This window comes from Oerskovia sp. 140933 (assembly GCF_059651515.1).
The window spans coordinates 45,906-64,330 of the sequence record NZ_JAMXIO010000016.1; the positions used below are offsets into that span (position 1 = coordinate 45,906).

Annotated in this window: 17 protein-coding genes; all 17 read left to right on the plus strand. The window is 73.1% G+C overall.

Going from position 1 to position 18,425, the window contains the following annotated elements; translation table 11 throughout:
- The first annotated feature begins 186 nt into the window (after positions 1-186).
- The 17 genes from NHG27_RS10305 (at position 187) to NHG27_RS10385 (ending at position 18,356) form a co-directional block, all read left to right on the plus strand.
- Positions 187-1,887 carry a UDP-N-acetylmuramoyl-L-alanyl-D-glutamate--2,6-diaminopimelate ligase gene (locus tag NHG27_RS10305; protein ID WP_497016240.1) on the plus strand — a complete coding sequence of 567 codons (1,701 nt, stop codon included), beginning with the start codon at positions 187-189 and terminating at the stop codon, positions 1,885-1,887.
- On the plus strand, positions 1,884-3,287 hold the full coding sequence (locus tag NHG27_RS10310; RefSeq protein ID WP_497016241.1) for a UDP-N-acetylmuramoyl-tripeptide--D-alanyl-D-alanine ligase: 1,404 nt from the start codon (positions 1,884-1,886) through the stop codon (positions 3,285-3,287). Before NHG27_RS10305 ends, NHG27_RS10310 begins: the two co-directional genes overlap by 4 nt.
- Complete coding sequence (gene mraY / locus NHG27_RS10315; RefSeq protein WP_193718266.1) at positions 3,284-4,384, plus strand: phospho-N-acetylmuramoyl-pentapeptide-transferase; 1,101 nt, start codon at positions 3,284-3,286, stop codon at positions 4,382-4,384. The genes NHG27_RS10310 and mraY overlap by 4 nt, the downstream gene beginning before the upstream one ends.
- Positions 4,369-5,895, plus strand: coding sequence for a UDP-N-acetylmuramoyl-L-alanine--D-glutamate ligase (gene murD, locus NHG27_RS10320; protein ID WP_497016242.1), 1,527 nt, complete (start codon positions 4,369-4,371; stop codon positions 5,893-5,895). Before mraY ends, murD begins: the two co-directional genes overlap by 16 nt.
- 202 nt (positions 5,896-6,097) lie before the next feature.
- Entirely contained in the window at positions 6,098-7,534 is a 1,437-nt protein-coding gene (locus NHG27_RS10325; protein WP_407671798.1) for an FtsW/RodA/SpoVE family cell cycle protein, read from the plus strand.
- Between the two features lie 120 nt (positions 7,535-7,654).
- Positions 7,655-8,776, plus strand: a complete 1,122-nt coding sequence (gene murG / locus NHG27_RS10330) for an undecaprenyldiphospho-muramoylpentapeptide beta-N-acetylglucosaminyltransferase (RefSeq protein WP_497016243.1) — start codon at positions 7,655-7,657, stop codon at positions 8,774-8,776.
- On the plus strand, positions 8,773-10,269 hold the full coding sequence (murC, locus tag NHG27_RS10335) for a UDP-N-acetylmuramate--L-alanine ligase (RefSeq protein ID WP_497016244.1): 1,497 nt from the start codon (positions 8,773-8,775) through the stop codon (positions 10,267-10,269). The genes murG and murC overlap by 4 nt, the downstream gene beginning before the upstream one ends.
- 137 nt (positions 10,270-10,406) lie before the next feature.
- The gene (locus NHG27_RS10340; protein ID WP_497016245.1) at positions 10,407-11,348 is read left to right on the plus strand and encodes a cell division protein FtsQ/DivIB; all 942 of its coding nucleotides are present in this window, start codon (positions 10,407-10,409) and stop codon (positions 11,346-11,348) included.
- Between the two features lie 222 nt (positions 11,349-11,570).
- Positions 11,571-12,881, plus strand: a complete 1,311-nt coding sequence (gene ftsZ, locus NHG27_RS10345) for a cell division protein FtsZ (protein WP_193718271.1) — start codon at positions 11,571-11,573, stop codon at positions 12,879-12,881.
- Positions 12,882-12,885: 4 nt separating this feature from the next.
- Positions 12,886-13,671, plus strand: coding sequence for a purine nucleoside phosphorylase YfiH/LACC1 family protein (locus NHG27_RS10350; protein WP_497016246.1), 786 nt, complete (start codon positions 12,886-12,888; stop codon positions 13,669-13,671).
- A gap of 143 nt (positions 13,672-13,814) precedes the next feature.
- The gene (locus tag NHG27_RS10355; protein ID WP_193718272.1) at positions 13,815-14,300 is read left to right on the plus strand and encodes a cell division protein SepF; all 486 of its coding nucleotides are present in this window, start codon (positions 13,815-13,817) and stop codon (positions 14,298-14,300) included.
- A 26-nt stretch (positions 14,301-14,326) separates the two neighbouring features.
- A complete protein-coding gene (locus NHG27_RS10360; protein ID WP_497016247.1) occupies positions 14,327-14,617 on the plus strand; it encodes a YggT family protein in 291 nt (96 codons plus the stop codon).
- A 147-nt stretch (positions 14,618-14,764) separates the two neighbouring features.
- Positions 14,765-15,421 (plus strand): DivIVA domain-containing protein, encoded by a 657-nt coding sequence (locus tag NHG27_RS10365; protein WP_193718274.1) that lies wholly within the window; start codon positions 14,765-14,767, stop codon positions 15,419-15,421.
- A gap of 160 nt (positions 15,422-15,581) precedes the next feature.
- Positions 15,582-16,043, plus strand: a complete 462-nt coding sequence (locus tag NHG27_RS10370; RefSeq protein ID WP_138824718.1) for a TraR/DksA family transcriptional regulator — start codon at positions 15,582-15,584, stop codon at positions 16,041-16,043.
- A 117-nt stretch (positions 16,044-16,160) separates the two neighbouring features.
- Positions 16,161-16,874 (plus strand): signal peptidase II, encoded by a 714-nt coding sequence (locus tag NHG27_RS10375; protein ID WP_497016248.1) that lies wholly within the window; start codon positions 16,161-16,163, stop codon positions 16,872-16,874.
- Positions 16,874-17,812 (plus strand): RluA family pseudouridine synthase, encoded by a 939-nt coding sequence (locus NHG27_RS10380; RefSeq protein ID WP_193718276.1) that lies wholly within the window; start codon positions 16,874-16,876, stop codon positions 17,810-17,812. Before NHG27_RS10375 ends, NHG27_RS10380 begins: the two co-directional genes overlap by 1 nt.
- Positions 17,813-17,888: 76 nt before the next feature.
- Entirely contained in the window at positions 17,889-18,356 is a 468-nt protein-coding gene (locus NHG27_RS10385; protein ID WP_497016249.1) for a GNAT family N-acetyltransferase, read from the plus strand.
- Positions 18,357-18,425 lie beyond the last annotated feature (69 nt).

Genomic DNA, 18,425 nt, shown 5'->3' on the forward strand with positions numbered 1-18,425 from the left:
TCGGGCCGTGCTGGCTGCGGCCGGGCGCTGCGCGAGCCGCTCTCCCGGTCCGTCTCGCGGCGCCCGCCGCACGGGCCGTGCGGGCGTGCCCACGCACGCCAGGACGTGCGTGAAGGTCCCGTGAAGTACCCGGTCCGGGCGTCCTCCCCGACGGGGCGCGCGCAGGATGCACGGTAGGTTCTACTCGTGACATCCCCGATCGACCGCCTTCGCCCTGCCACGTCCGTGCACCGCACCGCGCGGGACCTCGTGACCACCTTCGGCCTCGACGTCGACGCCCGCGGGACGGGGACGGGCCAGGGGGCGGACGCCCTCGAGACGACCGAGATCTGGTCGGTGGCCTCGGACAACCGCGTCGTCACCGAGGGAGACCTCTTCGTCGCCCTGCCCGGGGCCGGCACGCACGGCGCGAGGTTCGCGCGCGACGCGATCGGCCGTGGCGCGCGCGCCGTGCTGACGGACCCCCAGGGAGCGCGCCTCGTGGCCGAGACGGGCGCACCCCGCGTGCCGGTCCTCGTCACCGAGGACCCGCGGGGCGTCCTGGGCCACGTCGCCGCCTGGGTCTACGGGGAGCCCGCGACACAGCTGACGACCTTCGCGGTCACGGGGACCAACGGCAAGACGACCACGACGTACCTGCTGGACCACCTCCTGCGCGCGCTCGGCTGGAAGGGCGGGCTGATCGGGACGGTCGAGATGCGCTCGGGCGACCGCGTGCTGCCCAGCCGCCTCACGACGCCCGAGGCCGCGGACCTGCAGGCCCTGCTCGCCACGATGCGCGAGGACGGGGTGGGCACGCTCGCGATGGAGGTGTCCTCGCACGCGCTCTCGCTGCACCGGGTCGACGGCATCGTGTTCGACGTGGCGGGCTTCACCAACCTGAGCCAGGACCACCTCGACTTCCACGGGGACCTGCAGGAGTACTTCGACGCGAAGGCCGCCCTGTTCACGCCGCAGCACGCGCGGCGCGGTGTGGTCGTCGTGGACGACGCGTGGGGCCGGCGCCTGGCGGAGGTCGCGACGATCCCGGTCGCGACCCTCGCGGTCACGACCGGCACGGGCGGCGACCTCGACGCTCCTGCCGCCACCGAGGGCGCCGACTGGACCGTGTCGGACGTTCGGGCCCTGGACGCCGCGGAGGGCACCGGCAGCGGCTTCGTCCTGCGCCACCGCGACGGACGCGAGCTGCGCACGTCGACCGCGCTGCCCGGCGGGTTCAACGTGGCCAACGCCGCCCTGGCGCTGACCATGGTCCTCGAGGCCGGTGCGGACCTGCGCGACGTGCAGGTGGCGCTGGAGGCCGCGGGAGACGTGAGCACCCAGGTCCCCGGTCGCATGGAGGTCGTGGGGTCGTCGCCGCGGGTGGTCGTGGACTTCGCGCACAACACCGACGCGCTCTCGCTGGCCCTGGCCGCACTGCGCCCGACGACGACGGGCCGGCTCGTCGTGGTCTTCGGCGCGACGGGCGACCGGGACAAGGGCAAGCGGCCCAGCATGGGGGCGGTGGCGGTCGAGGGGGCCGACGTCGTCGTCGTCACCGACGACGACCCGCACGGCGAGGACCCGGCCGCGATCCGCGCCGAGGTGCTCGCCGGGGCGAGGGCGGCGCAGCAGGCCGCCGCGGCGCGCGTCGAGCCAGGGGCCGTCGACGGCGTCCGGCACGGCGGGCCGGCCCGCGCGGCGACCCTGGTCGAGATCGCCCCCAGGGCCACCGCGATCCGTGACACGATCCTGGAGGCCGACGCGCAGGACACCGTCCTGGTCGCGGGCCGAGGCCACGAGGTCTGGCAGGAGATCGCCGGGGTGGACCATGCCCTGGACGACAGGGTGGAGGCGCGGGCCGCACTGGCCGCGCGCCACGAGACGACGAAGGAGCACGGAGAATGATCGAGCTGACTGCGGCGGAGGTCGCCGCAGCGACCGGTGGACGGCTGGTCGCCGACCCGGACGTGAGGGTGACCGGCTCGGTCGTCGTCGACTCGCGGCAGGCGCAGGCGGGTTCGCTCTTCGTGGCGCTCCCCGGCGAGCACGTCGACGGGCACGACTTCGTGCCGGTGGCCGTGGGCAACGGCGCGGCGCTCGTGCTGGCCTCCCGTGAGGTCGACGCGCCGGCCGTCGTCGTCGAGGACGTGCAGGCCGCGCTCGGTGCGCTGGCCCGCGAGGTCCTGCGCCGCCTGCGCGCCGCGGGTGACGTGCAGGTCGTGGGCATCACGGGCTCCGTGGGCAAGACGACCACGAAGGACCTCCTGGGTCAGCTGCTCGCCCCGCACGGTCGCACAGTGGTCCCGCGCGGCTCGTTCAACAACGAGATCGGGCTGCCGCTGACCGTGCTCGAGGCGGACGCCTCGACCCGCTACCTCGTGCTGGAGATGGGGGCGAGCGGCATCGGGCACCTGACGTACCTGACGCAGATCGCGCCCCCGGACGTCTCGGTCGTGCTCGCGGTGGGCAGCGCCCACCTGGGCGAGTTCGGTGGCATCGAGGCCGTGGCGACGGCCAAGTCGGAGATCGTCACGGGCCTGGCCCCGGGGGGGACTGCCGTCCTCAACGCCGACGACCTGAGGGTCGTCGCGATGGCCGACGTGGCGCCCGGGCCCGTCGTGACGTTCGGGACCATCCCGGCGGCCGACGTGCGCGCCGAGAACATCGGGATGGACCGTTCGGGCTGCGCGTCGTTCGACCTGCGCGTCCGGGGCGCGGAGCCCGTGACCCACCCCGTCCAGCTCCGCCTCGTGGGCGAGCACCACATCTCCAACGCGCTCGCCGCGGCCGCGGCCGCGATCCAGGTCGGGCTCGACCCGCAGGCCGTCGCCGCCGGGCTGAACGAGGCGACCGCGATCAGCCCGCACCGCATGGCGGTCACGCAGCGGGCCGACGGCATCACCGTGATCGACGACTCCTACAACGCCAACCCGGACTCGATGCGCGCCGCGCTCAAGGCCCTCGCGGTCATGGCGGGACGCGAGCGCCGCTCGGTCGCGGTCCTGGGCGAGATGCGAGAGCTCGGTCCCGACTCGCGCGCCGCTCACGACGAGATCGGTCGTCTCGTGGTCCGATTGAACATCAAGCTGCTCGTCGTGGTCGGTGAAGGCGCCGGCGGCATCCACGACGGCGCCACCCAAGAGGGGTCCTGGGGTGATGAGACTCGGTTCGTGCCGGACGTCGAGGCGGCGTCCGCGCTGCTGCGCGACGAGCTGCTGCCCGGCGACGTGGTCCTGGTGAAGTCCTCGAACGGCTCCGGCCTGTGGCGCCTGGGCGACGAGCTCGCGGGCGAGGTGCGCGCATGATCGCGATCCTGGTCTCCGCGTGCGTCTCGCTGCTCGTGGCCCTCCTGGGCACCCCGTTGTTCATCAAGTTCCTGATCCACCGCAACTACGGGCAGTTCGTCCGTCAGGACGGCCCGACGGCGCACTTCACCAAGCGCGGCACGCCCACCATGGGCGGGGTCGTCATCATCGGCGCGACCCTGGTCGGCTGGGCCATGTCCTACGTCGTGTCGTCGATCGTGTCGGACACGCCGCGGACGCCGAGCGTGTCCTCGCTCCTCGTGCTCTTCCTCATGACGGGGCTGGGGCTCGTCGGCTTCTTCGACGACTTCACCAAGATCCGCAAGCAGCGGAGCCTGGGTCTCTCGCCGCGCGCGAAGATCATCGGTCAGGGGGTCGTGGGCGTCACGTTCGCGGTCCTCGCGCTCCAGTTCCCCAACGAGAACTTCCGGACGCCCGCCTCGACGCACATCTCGTTCCTGCGCGACACCAACATCGACCTCGCGTTCGCCGGGGCGACGGTCGGGCTGATCCTCTTCGTCCTGTGGGCGAACTTCCTGATCACGGCGTGGTCGAACGCGGTCAACCTCACCGACGGCCTCGACGGCCTGGCCACGGGCGTGTCCGTGATCGTGTTCGGGAGCTACATCCTGGTGAGCATCTGGCAGCTCAACCAGAGCTGCCAGATCCTCGACGCCGCCGGTCCCCGCTGCTACGAGGTCCGGGACCCGCAGGACCTGGCGATCGTCGCGGCCGCGATCATGGGCGCGTGCGTCGGGTTCCTGTGGTGGAACGCGAGCCCCGCGAAGATCTTCATGGGCGACACGGGCTCGCTCGCACTGGGCGGCGCGCTGGCCGGTCTGACGATCCTGTCCCGCACCGAGGTCCTCGCGGTCATCATCGGCGGCCTGTTCGTCATCATCGTGCTGTCCGACGTGATCCAGATCGGGTACTTCAAGATGACCGGCAAGCGGGTCTTCAAGATGGCGCCGCTGCACCACCACTTCGAGCTCTCGGGCTGGGGCGAGGTGACGATCGTCATCAGGTTCTGGCTGATCGCCGGCCTCTTCGCAGGCCTGGGGCTGGGGATCTTCTACGCGGAATGGGTGGTCAGCTAGTGCCCGACGCGACCCCTGCTGAGGGTGACGCCTCGTCGGGCGGGGTCCCGGCCTCGGTCGCGCCCCACGCACTGACCGTCCCGTGGGAGCGGGCGCGGGTCCTGGTGGCCGGTCTCGGTGTCTCGGGCCGGGCCGCCGTCGAGGCTCTGAGGCCGAGGGTCTCCGCGGTCGTCACGGTCGACAGGTCTGCCCCCGACGCCGACCTGCAGGACGGGTCCCAGGTGGACCTGGGGGCGATCGACCTGGTGGTCGCGTCGCCGGGCTGGGCGCCGTCGTCGGACCTGCTGGTCGCGGCGCAGGCGGCCGGTGTGCCCGTCTGGAGCGAGGTCGAGCTCGCCTGGCAGCTGCGGACCGTGCGGGCGGACGGCTCGTCCGCCCCGTGGCTCGCGATCACCGGGACGAACGGCAAGACCACCACGGTCGAGATGCTCACGTCGATCCTCTCGGCCGCGGGCCTGCGGGCCGCGGCCGTGGGCAACGTCGGGACCCCCGTGGTGAGCGCAGCCCTCGACCCGGACCTCGACGTGCTCGCGGTCGAGCTCTCGAGCTTCCAGCTCCATTTCACGCACAGCATGTCGGCCCAGGCCGCGGCGGTCCTCAACGTCGCGCCCGACCACCTCGACTGGCACGGCTCGCTCGAGGCCTACGCGGCCGACAAGGGACGGATCTACGAGCGCGCGCAGGTCGCGTGCGTCTACAACGTCGCGGACCCCCGGACCGAGCACCTCGTCCGGGAGGCCGACGTCGAGGAGGGGGCGAGGGCGATCGGGTTCACGGTCGGTGCACCCGCCCGGGCCCAGCTCGGCGTGATCGAGGACGTCCTGGTGGACCGCGCGTTCCACACCGCTCCCGACGACCCGGCACGGTACCGCACCGCCCAGGAGCTCGCGACGTTCGCGGACCTCGCGCACCTCGCCGGGCCCGACGGGGTGGTGCCGGTCCACGTGGTCGCCAACGCCCTCGCGGCCGCGGCGCTCGCCAGGGCGCACGGGGTCGACGCGCGTGCCGTCCGGGACGGCCTGCGGACGTTCAGCCCGGGGGAGCACCGCATCCAGCGGGTGGCGACGATCGACGACGTCTCGTACGTCGACGACTCGAAGGCCACCAACGCGCACGCCGCGTCCGCGGCGCTGGGGGCGTTCCCCGCGGGCACCGTGGTCTGGGTCGCGGGCGGACTCGCCAAGGGGGCCACGTTCGACGAGCTGGTCCGCGCGCGCGCCTCGCGACTGCGTGCCGTCGTCCTGATCGGTGCCGATCCTGAGCCTCTCGCGGGTGCTCTGGCCCGACACGCACCCGATGTCCCCGTGGTCCGCGTCGATCCCGGTGACACTGGGACGGTGATGCAACGAGCCGTCTCCAGCGCCCAGGGCTTCGCCGCCCCCGGGGACACGGTCCTGCTCGCGCCCGCGTGCGCGTCGATGGACCAGTTCGCGTCCTACGCCGCGCGCGGCGAGGCCTTCGTCCGGGCCGTGCGCGACCTGACCGTCTCCGAGATCGAGCGCGAGAGGTAGCCCGGTGGCCCAGACGACGAGCGGGCGCGGGCCTGCGTCCCGCTCGGCCGCGGGCCGCTCCACGCCGAAGCAGCCTGCGTCGGGTGCCGCCCGGCCGGGGGCCGCTCGCCAGGGGGGCGAGGGGGACGCCCGTCCGGCCAGGACGGCGCCTCGGAACCCGGCGAGGACGAAGGGCGCCCAGGACGACTCCCGGGCGCGGTCCGTGAAGCCTGCGGCCGGCCCGTCCTCGGGCACGCCGCGCGCTGCCGGTGCCTCGACGAGCGCGTCGGGCAAGCGGCCGACCAGCACGGCTGCGGGCGGGATCCCCGGTGCCCGCAAGGGCGCCACCCCCGGCCCGAGGAAGCCGCGCACCCGTCGTCCTGCGGGCACCAAGACCTCGGGTGTCGAGGAGCGCGACTGGCTCGGCCAGTGGAACAGCGCCGTGACGAGCTACTACCTCCTGGTCGGGGCGACGACGCTGCTCGCGATCATCGGCCTCGTCATGGTGCTCTCGAGCTCGGCGGTCACGGAGATCGCCGCCGGGAACTCCCCGTACAAGGCCTTCTGGACACAGGCCCAGTTCGCGCTCATGGGCCTGCCTGTGCTGCTCGTCGCGAGCAGGTTGCCCCCCGGGTTCTACCGCCACGCCGCCTGGCCCCTCCTCGTGGTCGCGGTCGCGCTGCAGGCGCTGATCTTCAGCCCGCTCGGGTACGCGGTGGGCGGAAACCTCAACTGGCTCAACTTCGGGTCGTTCATGGTCCAGCCCTCCGAGCCTGCAAAGCTCGCGCTCGCGGTCTGGCTCGGTCTGGTCCTCGGGCGCAAGCAGCGACTGCTGGGCTCGTGGAAGCACGCGATCGTGCCGGCCGTGCCAGGGGCCCTGCTCGTGATGGGGCTGGTCGTGGCGGGGCACGACCTGGGGACCATGCTCGTCCTCCTGATCCTGGTCGCGGGGGCGTTCCTCGTCGCCGGGGTCGACTGGAAGCTGCTGGCCCTGGCAGGGGTCGTGTCGGCGGCGGTCGTCGGGATCGGGTTCGTGGCCCTCCAGGAAGGGTCGAACCGCATGAACCGCTTCTTCGCCATGTACTCCGGGGTGTGCGACACGGCCGACGCGAACGCGGGGACGACCGAGTGCTACCAGACGATCCACGGCCTGTGGGCCCTGGGGACGGGTGGGCTCGGTGGTGTGGGGCTCGGCGCGAGCCGCGAGAAGTGGAGCTACCTGCCGGAGGCGCACAACGACTTCATCTTCGGGGTCATCGGCGAGGAGCTCGGTCTGCTCGGCACGCTCCTGGTCCTCGCGCTGTTCGCGGTGCTGGGGCTCGCGATGAGCCGTGTCATCCGTCGCCACCCGGACCCGTTCGTCAAGATCACGACCGCCGGCATCGCCTGCTGGATCGTGGGCCAGGCCCTGATCAACATCGGGGTCGTGATCGGGCTGGTCCCCGTGATCGGGGTCCCGCTGCCGCTGGTCTCCTCGGGCGGGTCGGCCCTCATCACGACCATGGCGGCCCTGGGCGTCGTGATCTCGTTCGCGCGGGACGAGCCCGGTGCCCGCGAGGCGCTCAGCGCGCGGGGGAGCGTGGTGCGCAGGTCGCTCGCCGTCGTCGGGCACACGGGGCGGCGAGCCCTTCCACGACGTCGCCGGCCCCAGACCCGGTGACGGGCACGCGGGCCCGCGCCCCGCGGGCGGACGACCGGTGCGCCCGGCGCGGCTACTCTCAGGTCCCGGACCTCTCCGGGACGGACATCAGCGACAGCAAGGACAGGTGACAGGTACGTGGTGAGCTCTTCAGTCGGCTCGGTGGTGCTCGCAGGCGGCGGGACGGCGGGGCACGTCAACCCGCTCCTCGCGGTCGCGGACGAGCTGCGCGCACGCAACCCCGAGGCGGTCGTGACCGTGCTCGGGACGGAGAGCGGCCTCGAGGCGGACCTGGTGCCCGCGCGCGGCTACCCGCTGCGGTTCGTGCCCAAGGTGCCGATGCCGCGGCGTCCGAGCGGCGAGTGGGTCGCGCTGCCGGGCAAGCTCAAGGCGGCGGTCGACGCCGCGGGTGCGGTGATCGACGAGACCCGGGCGGAGGTCGTGGTGGGGTTCGGCGGGTACGTCTCGACGCCCGCGTACATCGCGGCGAACCGCCGCGGCGTGCCCATCGTGATCCACGAGCAGAATGCCCGGCCCGGTCTCGCCAACCGGGCGGGTGCCCGGTGGGCGAGGTACGTCGCGCTCACGTTCGAGGGGACGCCGCTCAAGGGCGGGGTCGTCACGGGCCTGCCGCTGCGGTGGGAGATCGCCGACCTGGTCCGCGACCGCGGGGTCGACGGCCCGACGGTCCGGGCCAACGCGGCGTCGTCGCTGGGCCTGGACCCCGCACGGCCCACGGTGGTCGTCACGGGCGGGTCGCTCGGTGCGCAGAGCCTCAACGAGGCGATGTCGGGCGCGGCGCGCGAGGTCCTCGCGACCGGTGCGCAGGTGCTGCACCTGACGGGCAAGGGCAAGGCGGACGCGGTGCGGGCGGCCGTGGCAGGGCTCCCCGGCTACGACGTGCGCGAGTACCTGTCGGAGATGCACCTCGCCTACGCGGTCGCGGACCTGGTGGTCTGCCGATCGGGGGCGGGGACGGTCAGCGAGCTCGCCGCGCTGGGGATCCCCGCGGTGTACGTCCCCCTGCCCATCGGGAACGGTGAGCAGCGGCTGAACGCGGCCCCGCTGGTACGGGCGGGGGGCGGGATCCTGGTCGACGACGAGGCGTTCACCTCGCAGTGGGTGGCCGCGAACGTGCCGGCGCTCGTGACGGACCCGGACCGGCTGCGCACCATGGCGGCGCTCGCGTCGCGGGCCGGGCTCCCGGACGCGGCGGCCCGGGTCGCGGACCTGGTCGAGAAGGCGGCGGGGGTCGTCCGATGACGGAGCAGGACGGTCTCGCGACGCCGCCGACGCTCGAGGAGCTCGGCACGGTCCACCTCGTGGGGATCGGCGGTGCGGGCATGTCGGTGGTGGCCAGGTTGCTCGCCGCGCGCGGCGTGCGCGTGCAGGGGTCGGACGCCAGGGACAGCGCGGTGGTCGAGGCGCTGCGCGCCGACGGCGTCGTGGTCCACGTGGGGCACGACGCCGGCAACGTCGAGGGCGCGGACACGCTCGTGCTCTCGAGCGCGGTGCGACCCGACAACCCGGAGCTGGTCGCGGCGCGGGCCGCGGGCCTGCGCGTGCTGCACCGCTCGGAGGCGCTCGCCGCGCTCATGGCGCTGGGGCGGTCGGTCGCGGTCGCGGGTGCGCACGGCAAGACCACGACGTCGGCCATGGTCGCGACGACCCTGCGGGCGGCCGGTCTGGACCCGTCGTTCGCGATCGGCGGCTCGGTCATCACGAGCGACGGTGCGATCCCCGGGGGCCACCTGGGTTCCGGCGACGTCGTGGTCGCCGAGGCCGACGAGTCCGACGGTTCGTTCCTCAACTACGCGCCGACGATCGCGGTCGTGCTGAACGTCGAGCCCGACCACCTGGACCACTACGGTTCGCGCGAGGCGTTCGAGCGGGCGTTCGTCGACTTCGCGCGGCGCATCGCGCCGGGCGGTTGGCTGGTCGCGTGCCAGGACGACCCGGGGGCGCGCGCCCTCGCGGACGCGCACCGTGCGGCGGGCGGCAGGGTCGTCACGTACGGCACGTCGCCGGGCAGCGACGTGCTCCTGCAGGACGTCCGGCCCGACGGCGTCGCGGGGGTCGCCGCGCGCCTCACCGTGGCCGGTGGTCCGGACGGGCCCACCGGTGCGCCGGAGGGCCTGCCCGGGGCCGGGACGCTCGACCTGCGCCTGCAGGTCCCCGGTGCGCACAACGCGCTCAACGCGGCGGCAGCGGTCGCGACCGCGGTCCTGCTGGGTGTGGGCGTCGAGGAGGCGGTGACGGGTGTCGGCGAGTTCCTGGGGACCGGCCGACGTTTCGAGGCCCGGGGCGAGGCGGGGGGCGTGCGGGTCGTCGACGACTACGCGCACCACCCGACCGAGGTCGCGGCGCTGCTGACCGCGGCACGCCCCGTGGCCGCCGGGGGACGCGTGCTGGTCCTGTTCCAGCCGCACCTGTACTCGCGGACGCGATCGTTCGCGCAGGAGTTCGCCGACGCGCTGGCACTCGCGGACGAGGTGGTCGTCACGGGCGTCTACGCGGCCCGCGAGGACCTCGACCCGAGCACGGGGTCGTGGACGATCGTGGACCTGATGCCGGAGGGCGCGGCCAGGGGCGTCGAGGACCGGGTCGTCGCCGCGCGCGAGCTGGCCGCCGTGGCGCGTCCCGGTGACCTGCTGCTGACGGTGGGGGCCGGTGACGTGACCGAGCTCGGCGCGGTGGTCCTCGAGGAGCTCGCCGCGCGCGACGTCCCGGGGCCCACCGGGGAGGCCGAGGACTGATGCGCCCACCGTCGCGCCCTCGACCGGCGGCCCCCCGGCCGTCCGCCCGTCCTGCCGGTCCCGCTCAGCCGGGGCCGGGGCCGGGGGCGTCCGGTCGTCCGGGGGAGCGGTCGGGAGCGACGGACGGCGGCGGGGCTGTGCCGAGAGCCGGTCGCGCCCCGGTCCCGGTCGCTGACGACGAGACCGCGACGCAGCCGCTCGTGCTCCGGGGGAGCGAGCTGGTGCCGGCCGGCGACGCCCGCCCGGCCCAGGGGGCGACGCGCGAGCCGTCGTCGACGGGGCCGCTGCCGCTCGTCCGGCCGCAGGGCGTGGGTCGGGGGGCCCGACCCGTCGACCGGGTGGTCTCGACCGGGATGGCCGATCGGCTCGCGGAGAAGGCCGCGATGCGTCGGCACCGGCTCCGGACCCGGATCCTGGCCTGGTCCGCGGCCGTGGCCGTGGTCGTGGCGGGGGTGTGGGTCGTGATGTTCTCTCCCGTGCTCGGGACGGACCCGGCGAAGGTCTCGATCACGGGGGAGGGGACGGTGATCGACCTCGCGCAGGTCCAGGGGGTCGTCTCGGGGGCCGCGGGGGTGCCCTTGCCCCGGGTGGACACGATCGGCCTGCGCGACGAGATCCTCGGGCTCAACGGTGTGCGTGACGTGCAGATCCTCCGGGCCTGGCCCGACGGCCTGACGGTGACCCTCGAGTCGAGGGAGCCCGTGGCCGCGGTCCCGGACGAGGGGCGTTTCGCGCTGCTCGACCGCGACGGCGTGCGGGTGGCGACGGTCGATGCCGTGCCGGACGGGCTGCCGGAGATCGGCGTGACGCTCGACGAGCAGGGGGCACGGTCCTTGCGGGCGGCCCGCATCGTGCTCAACGTGCTGCCGCCCGAGCTGCGGGCCGAGGTCGCGGAGGTCACGGCCCAGACCCAGGACGCGGTCGAGATGACGTTGCGTGACGGCGCGGTGGTCGAGTGGGGCAACGAGGAGGACGCGGCGCTCAAGGTCAAGGTGCTCCAGGCCCTGCGGGCGCTGCCCGACAACCAGGGCGTGAGGCTCTTCGACGTGTCGGCGCCCACGATGCCGATCACGCAGTGAGGCGCACGTGCGCGCGGGGCGCGTCCGGGGCCTTCGAAGGCGTCCAGGTCGCGCCCGGCAGGGTGTGACGTGGGCCATGGCACAGGTTTTCGCCGACACGCGCGGGCGGGTCGTTGATACGGCAGGGGCGGGCACCTACCGTCGACACAGCACAACCTGACATAACTATAACCCTCTAGTTGAGGGTGAAGGTTGAGGGCTACAGGATCGAGAGGCATTGACGTGGCAACTCCGCAGAACTACCTAGCAGTGATCAAGGTGGTCGGCATCGGCGGTGGTGGCGTGAACGCCGTCAACCGGATGATCGAGGTCGGTCTCAAGGGCGTCGAGTTCATCGCCATCAACACCGACGCGCAGGCGTTGCTGATGTCCGACGCCGACGTCAAGCTCGACGTCGGGCGCGAGCTCACGCGCGGGCTCGGTGCCGGCGCGGACCCGGAGGTCGGCAAGAAGGCCGCCGAGGACCACGCCGAGGAGATCGAGGACGTCCTGCGGGGCGCCGACATGGTCTTCGTCACGGCGGGCGAGGGCGGTGGCACCGGGACCGGTGGCGCGCCCGTGGTCGCACGCATCGCCCGGTCGTTGGGTGCGCTGACCGTCGGTGTCGTCACGCGCCCCTTCACGTTCGAGGGACGCCGTCGGTCGGTCCAGGCCGACCAGGGGATCGAGGCCCTGCGCAACGAGGTCGACACCCTGATCGTCATCCCGAACGACCGGCTCCTGTCGATGTCCGACCGCAACGTGTCGGCCCTCGACGCGTTCCACTCGGCCGACCAGGTCCTGCTCTCGGGTGTCCAGGGCATCACCGACCTCATCACGACGCCGGGTCTCATCAACCTCGACTTCGCCGACGTGAAGTCCGTCATGCAGGGCGCGGGCAGCGCGCTCATGGGCATCGGCTCCGCACGGGGCGAGGACCGGGCCGTCCAGGCGGCCGAGCTCGCGATCTCCTCGCCGCTGCTCGAGGCCAGCATCGACGGTGCGCACGGTGTGCTGCTCTCGATCCAGGGTGGATCCGACCTCGGGCTCTTCGAGATCAACGAGGCGGCACGGCTGGTCCACGAGGCCGCGCACACCGAGGCGAACATCATCTTCGGTGCCGTGATCGACGACGCCCTCGGCGACGAGGTCCGCGTGACCGTGATCGCGGCCGGGTTCGACGGCGGCACGCCCCAGGTCCGCAAGGACGCCCGCGCGCTGGGTCAGGTCGCGGGTGCTCCCGCGGTCCCGGCCGCGCCCGCGCCGCCCGCTGCGGTCCCGGCCACGACGGGCAGCCACACGCTCCCGCGTCCGCTCGTCCCGATCGCCTCGGAGCCCGACGACGTGCCGGTCACCTTCGGTGGCGGCGCCGCGACGGTCTCGGCGGGCTACGCGCCCATCCCGACCTTCAGCGTCGTCCCGACCGAGGAGAACCACAACGCCGAGCAGGTCGCGGCGGAGCGGTCGGCCCAGGTCGAGGTCCCGCGTCTCTACGACGAGGAGCCCGTCCGCCGCAAGATCGAGGACCTCGACGTCCCCGACTTCCTCAAGTAGCCCCGTGCTCGATCCTGCACTGCCCGCACCCCCGGTTCTCGAGGTCGACCTCGGTCCGGGGGTGCGTGCTGCGTTCACGGGCGCTGCCGGCGGTTCGTCCCCGGCCCCCTGGTCGGGGCTCAACCTCGGGCTGGGCGTCGGCGACGCACCCGAGCGCGTCCTCGCCCACCGCGAGTCCGTCGGCAGGTGGCTCGGCGCGCCGCTCGTCTTCGCGACGCAGGTGCACGGTGCGGGGGTGCGCGTGCTGTCCGGGGAGGACCGGGTGGCGCGGAGCGAGCGGGCGGTGGGCGCCGACACGTGCGGCGAGTACGACGCGCTCGTGACGGCCGAGCCGGGCCTCGGGCTGGGCGTCCTGGTCGCGGACTGCGTGCCCGTCCTGCTCGCGGACCCCGAGGCGAGGGTCGTCGGTGTCGCGCATGCCGGTCGGCAGGGGCTGGTCGAGGGGGTCGTCGGTGCGGCGCTCGAGGCGCTCCTGGGCTGTGGCGCGCGCGCCGACCGGGTGCGCGCCGTCGTCGGGCCGTCCGCGTGCGGCCGCTGCTACGAGGTGCCCGCCCGGATGCGCGACGAGGTCGACGCGGCGCGTCCCGGCACGGCGTCGACCACGAGCTGGGGCACCCCCGCGCTCGACCTGCCCGCGGGGGTCGTCGCAGAGCTGCGCGCCGGGGGGGTGGAGCAGGTCGTCGTCACGGGGATCTGCACCCTGGAGGACGAGCGCTTCTGCTCGCACCGTCGAGCGAGCGCCCAGGGCCTGGTCACGGGCCGGTTCGCGGGAGTCGTCGCACTCGGGTGACGGGCGGACGGGGCGCGGCGAGCCGTTTCTCACCCCGGTGCTCGTTCTCGCCTCCTGGGCGTGTCGCATCCCGCGCGTGTCCGGGGCTGGGTTAGCGTGCAAAGCACGGAACCAGCAGTCGACATGAGGACGGAGAGAGGGCGATGGCCGGAGCACTTCGCAAGACCATGCTTTACCTGGGCCTCGCTGATGATCGAGGCGAGGGCGAGCAGGAAGAGTTCATCGACGAGTACGACGACTTGGGGGCCGACGTGCCGACCGACTACCAGGCTCAGGTGACCCCGTTGCACAGGACGGTCGCCCCACGAGAGGTACCCCAGACCAGCATGTCAGCAGCCGAGCTCCGCCGGATCACGACCGTGCACCCGCGCTCCTACAACGACGCGCGCGTCATCGGGGAGGCCTTCCGCGGCGGCACGCCGGTCATCATGAACCTCTCCGACATGGACGACGCGGACGCCAAGCGCCTGGTCGACTTCTCCGCCGGGCTCATCTTCGGCCTGCACGGCGCCATCGAGCGGGTGACCAACAAGGTCTTCCTGCTCTCGCCCGAGCACGTCGAGATCACCGGTGAGGAGCAGGCACCCGAGCCTCCTGTGAACCGGGCCGGCTTCTTCAACCAGAGCTGACCGCGGACTCTGGCACAGTTGACCCTGTGAATTTCGTCTTCGATCTGCTGGCATTCGTCCTCGGTCTCTACCTGATCGTGCTCATCGGCCGCGTGGTCTTCGACTGGGTGCAGGTCTTCGCACGCGACTGGCGCCCGCGGGGCGTGATGCTCGTGCTCGCGGAGACCATCTACACCCTGACCGACCCGCCGCTGCGCGCACTGCGCAAGGTGATCCCGCCTCTGACCCTCGGTCAGGTGCGGATCGACCTCGGCTTCATCGTGCTCTTTCTCGCAGTCTCGTTCGCTGCACAGATCTTCGGCTCGATAAACAGGTAGAAACCCGACAACACGGCGTGCTCGTCGCCGGTGCTCCCCGCTGGGGCCCCGGTCGGAGTCCGCTTCCGCTGACAAACTCCGCTACTTTGGACCGTGGCGATCTCGAGATCGCCCGGTCTGACGGCGCAAACGCATTGAGGTGAGACGATGGCACTGCTGACAGCAGAGGACATCCTGAACAAGAAGTTCTCCGCGACGAAGTTCCGCGAGGGATACGACGTCGAAGAGGTCGATGACTTCCTGGACGAGGTGGTGAGGACGCTCAACTCCGTGCAGGAGGAGAACGACGACCTCAAGACCAAGCTGGCCGCAGCGGAGCGACGTGTCGCCGAGCTCAGCCGGGCCGACGCCTCGGCGCCGTCCAAGCCTGCCGTGGTCGACGTGCCCGCCACCCCGGAGCCCGCTCCCGTCGCGCCGATCTCGGCCGCGGTCACCGGCAAGCTGAACGCCGAGCCGGAGTCCGCCACGGGCATGCTCCAGCTCGCGCAGAAGCTGCACGACGACTACGTGCGCTCGGGCCAGCAGGAGGGCGACCGCCTCATCGCGGAAGCGAAGGAGGAGGGCACCCGGATCGTGCAGGAGGCCGAGGAGACCTCGCACCGCACGCTCTCGCAGCTCGAGCAGGAGCGTTCGCTCCTCGAGCGCAAGATCGACGAGCTCCGTCTCTTCGAGCGGGACTACCGCACGCGTCTCAAGAGCTACCTGCAGAACCTCATGGGGGACCTCGACAACCGGGGGAGCGCGCTTCCCCCTCGCAGCAGCGCCGGCGCCGGTCGCTCGAGCGACCTGAGCACGGGTATCTAGTCCACCTGCCACCTGGCAGACGACCACCAGGCGTGCGGGCCACAGGGTCCGCCGTCCGTCGGTCCGTCGCGACGCACCACTCCGGCCCGTCCGGCGTGGTGCGTTGTGCGTACCGGCGGGCGGCGTCTACTCTCACCGCAACTCGAACCGGAGGGGCGACATGACCAAGCTCAGCACCGCGACGCGCGCGGTCGTACGACAGCAGTTCCCGAACCTAGCTCGCGACGTCAAGTCCTTCCCCGTGCGTGACGGCGAGGAGCCGTGGACGCTCAAGGAGGCGGAGGAGCAGGCAGCGACCCTGCTGGAGGAGCGCGAGCGCCTCGAGCGCGAGCTCACCGAGGCGGACCAGGAGCTCTCCGAGCTGCTGCGCAACTCGGGTGACGGAGCGGGCGACGACCAGGCCGACTCCGGTTCCAGCGCGCTCGAGCGCGAGCAGGAGCTCACGCTCGTCAACAACATGCGTGACCTGCTCGAGCAGACCAAGCACGCGCTCGACCGCATCGCCGCCGGCACCTACGCGACGTGCGAGGCCACGGGTCTCCCGATCGGCAAGGCGCGCCTGCAGGCCTACCCGCGGGCGAACCTCTCGGTCGAGGCGAAGCAGCGCGAGGAGCGCCGCTGACCTGGCGTACCGGCAGCACGCGACGGCCGCCGTCCCCACGGGGACGGCGGCCGTCCGCGTCGGGCGGGACCGAGCGAGATCGTTCCCGCGCGACCGGGCATGGCAGACTTGCGGCCGATGTCCACTACACCTTCGCCACAGCCACCCGTGCCCGCCGACCGCTCGGACGGGGCAGGCACGGGATCCGCGGCCTCCTCGGCCGCGCCGTCCGCCGGCGCGCCCCGTCGCCACCTCCTGGCGTGGGTCGCCGGGCTCACGCTCCTCGTGATCCTGGTCGACCAGGCCTCCAAGTACTGGGCCGAGGCCACCCTCGCCGACCAGGCGCCCGTACCCGTGCTCGGCACGCTGCTCCAGCTGCGCCTGCTGTACAACGACGGGGCCGCCCTCTCGATCGGGTCCGGGTTCACGTGGCTGCTGACCATCATCGTGGTCGGTGTCGTCGTGGTCATCCTGCGGATCACGCGCAGGATCGGCTCGCGCGGCTGGGCCGTCGCGCTCGGCCTGCTCCTGGGCGGCGCGATCGGCAACCTCATCGACCGGCTCTTCAAGGAGCCGAGCTTCGGTCAGGGCCACGTGGTCGACTTCATCGACTACGCGGGCTTCTTCGTGGGCAACGTCGCGGACATCGCGATCGTCGCGGCGGCCGTCATGATCGCGATCCTGTCGATCCTGGGGATCGGCATCGACGGTCAGCGGCACGCGGACACGGACAAGGACGTGGTGGAGGCCGCGCCGTCGGACGCGACGCCTGACGTCGCACCGGGCGACCCGGACCCGAAGGGTCCCGGCACGACCAGCCCGACCGCACCGCCCACCGGGACGGAGTCCTGATGGGCCAGGTCCGTTCTCTGCCCGTGCCCGACGGCCTGGCGGGCGAGCGCGTCGACGCCGCGCTCGCGCGGCTGCTCGGCCTGTCCCGCACGCGGGCCGCGGAGGTCGCGGCCGCCGGTGGCGTGCGCGTCGACGGGCGCGAGGTCGGCAAGTCCGACCGTCTGGTCGCCGGGGCGTGGCTCGAGGTCGAGATCCCCGACGAGCCCGAGGCGTCGACCCCGCAGATCGTCGCCGAGCCCGTACCGGGCATGAAGATCGTGTACGACGACGACGACGTCGTGGTGATCGACAAGCCCGTCGGAGTCGCGGCGCACCCCTCGCCGGGCTGGACGGGACCGACGGTCGTCGGCGCCCTGATCGCGGCGGGGTACCGCATCTCCACGTCCGGGGCGGCCGAGCGCCAGGGCATCGTGCACAGGCTCGACGTCGGGACCTCGGGTCTCATGGTCGTCGCCAAGAGCGAGCTCGCGTACTCGGTGCTCAAGCGCGCCTTCAAGGAGCGCACGGTCGAGAAGGTCTACCACGCGCTCGTCCAGGGGCACCCCGAGCCGACGACGGGCACGATCGACGCGCCCATCGGGCGTCACCCCTCGGCCGACTACAAGTTCGCGGTGACGGCCGAGGGCAAGCCGTCGGTGACCCACTACGAGGTCCTCGAGATGCTCCCCGCGGCCTCGCTCGTCGAGGTCCACCTCGAGACCGGGCGCACGCACCAGATCCGGGTGCACTTCTCGGCCCTTCGCCACCCGTGCGTGGGCGACCTCACGTACGGGGCGGATCCCGTGCTGGCCAAGAAGGTCGGGCTGACTCGCCAGTGGCTGCACGCGGTGCAGCTCGGGTTCGAGCACCCGGCGACGGGGCAGTGGACGCAGGTCACGAGCGAGTACCCCGAGGACCTGGCGCGCGCGCTCGAGGTCGTGCGCGGGGCGTACTCCTGAGGACCGGTCGGCCGGTCGAGGACCTGCGGGACGGCGGCGGGCGCGCCGCCCGTGCCGCCCGACGGAAGGAACGCACGTGCTGACGACCGAGCGGGTCACCACGCCCGAGCAGCTCACGGAGGCGCACGCGCTGCGCCTCGAGGTCTTCGTGGACGAGCAGCAGGTGCCGCTCGCGGAGGAGATCGACGACGCCGACTTCGCGCCCAGCACCACGCACGTCCTGGTGCGGGACGACGCGGGACGCGCCGTGGGCACGGGACGGCTGCTGACCGACCCGGCCCACCCGGGCGAGGTGCACGTCGGACGCGTCGCGGTGGCCCGCGACGCGCGGGGGAGCGGCGCGGGAGCCGCCGTGATGCGTGCGCTCGAGGAGATCGCGGTCGCCGAGCACGCCGCGGCGGGCGCGGTCCGGATCGAGCTCAGCGCGCAGACCCAGGCCACGGGCTTCTACGAGCGCCTGGGCTACGAGGTGTACGGGCCCGTGTACCCGGACGCGGGCATCGACCACCGGGACGCCGCCAGGACGCTCACCACGGACGACTGAGCGGGGCGCAGCCACCCCTTGGCGACGCGCGGGCGAGGTCCGCGTCGAGGGGGAGCGGCGCCGTCGGTC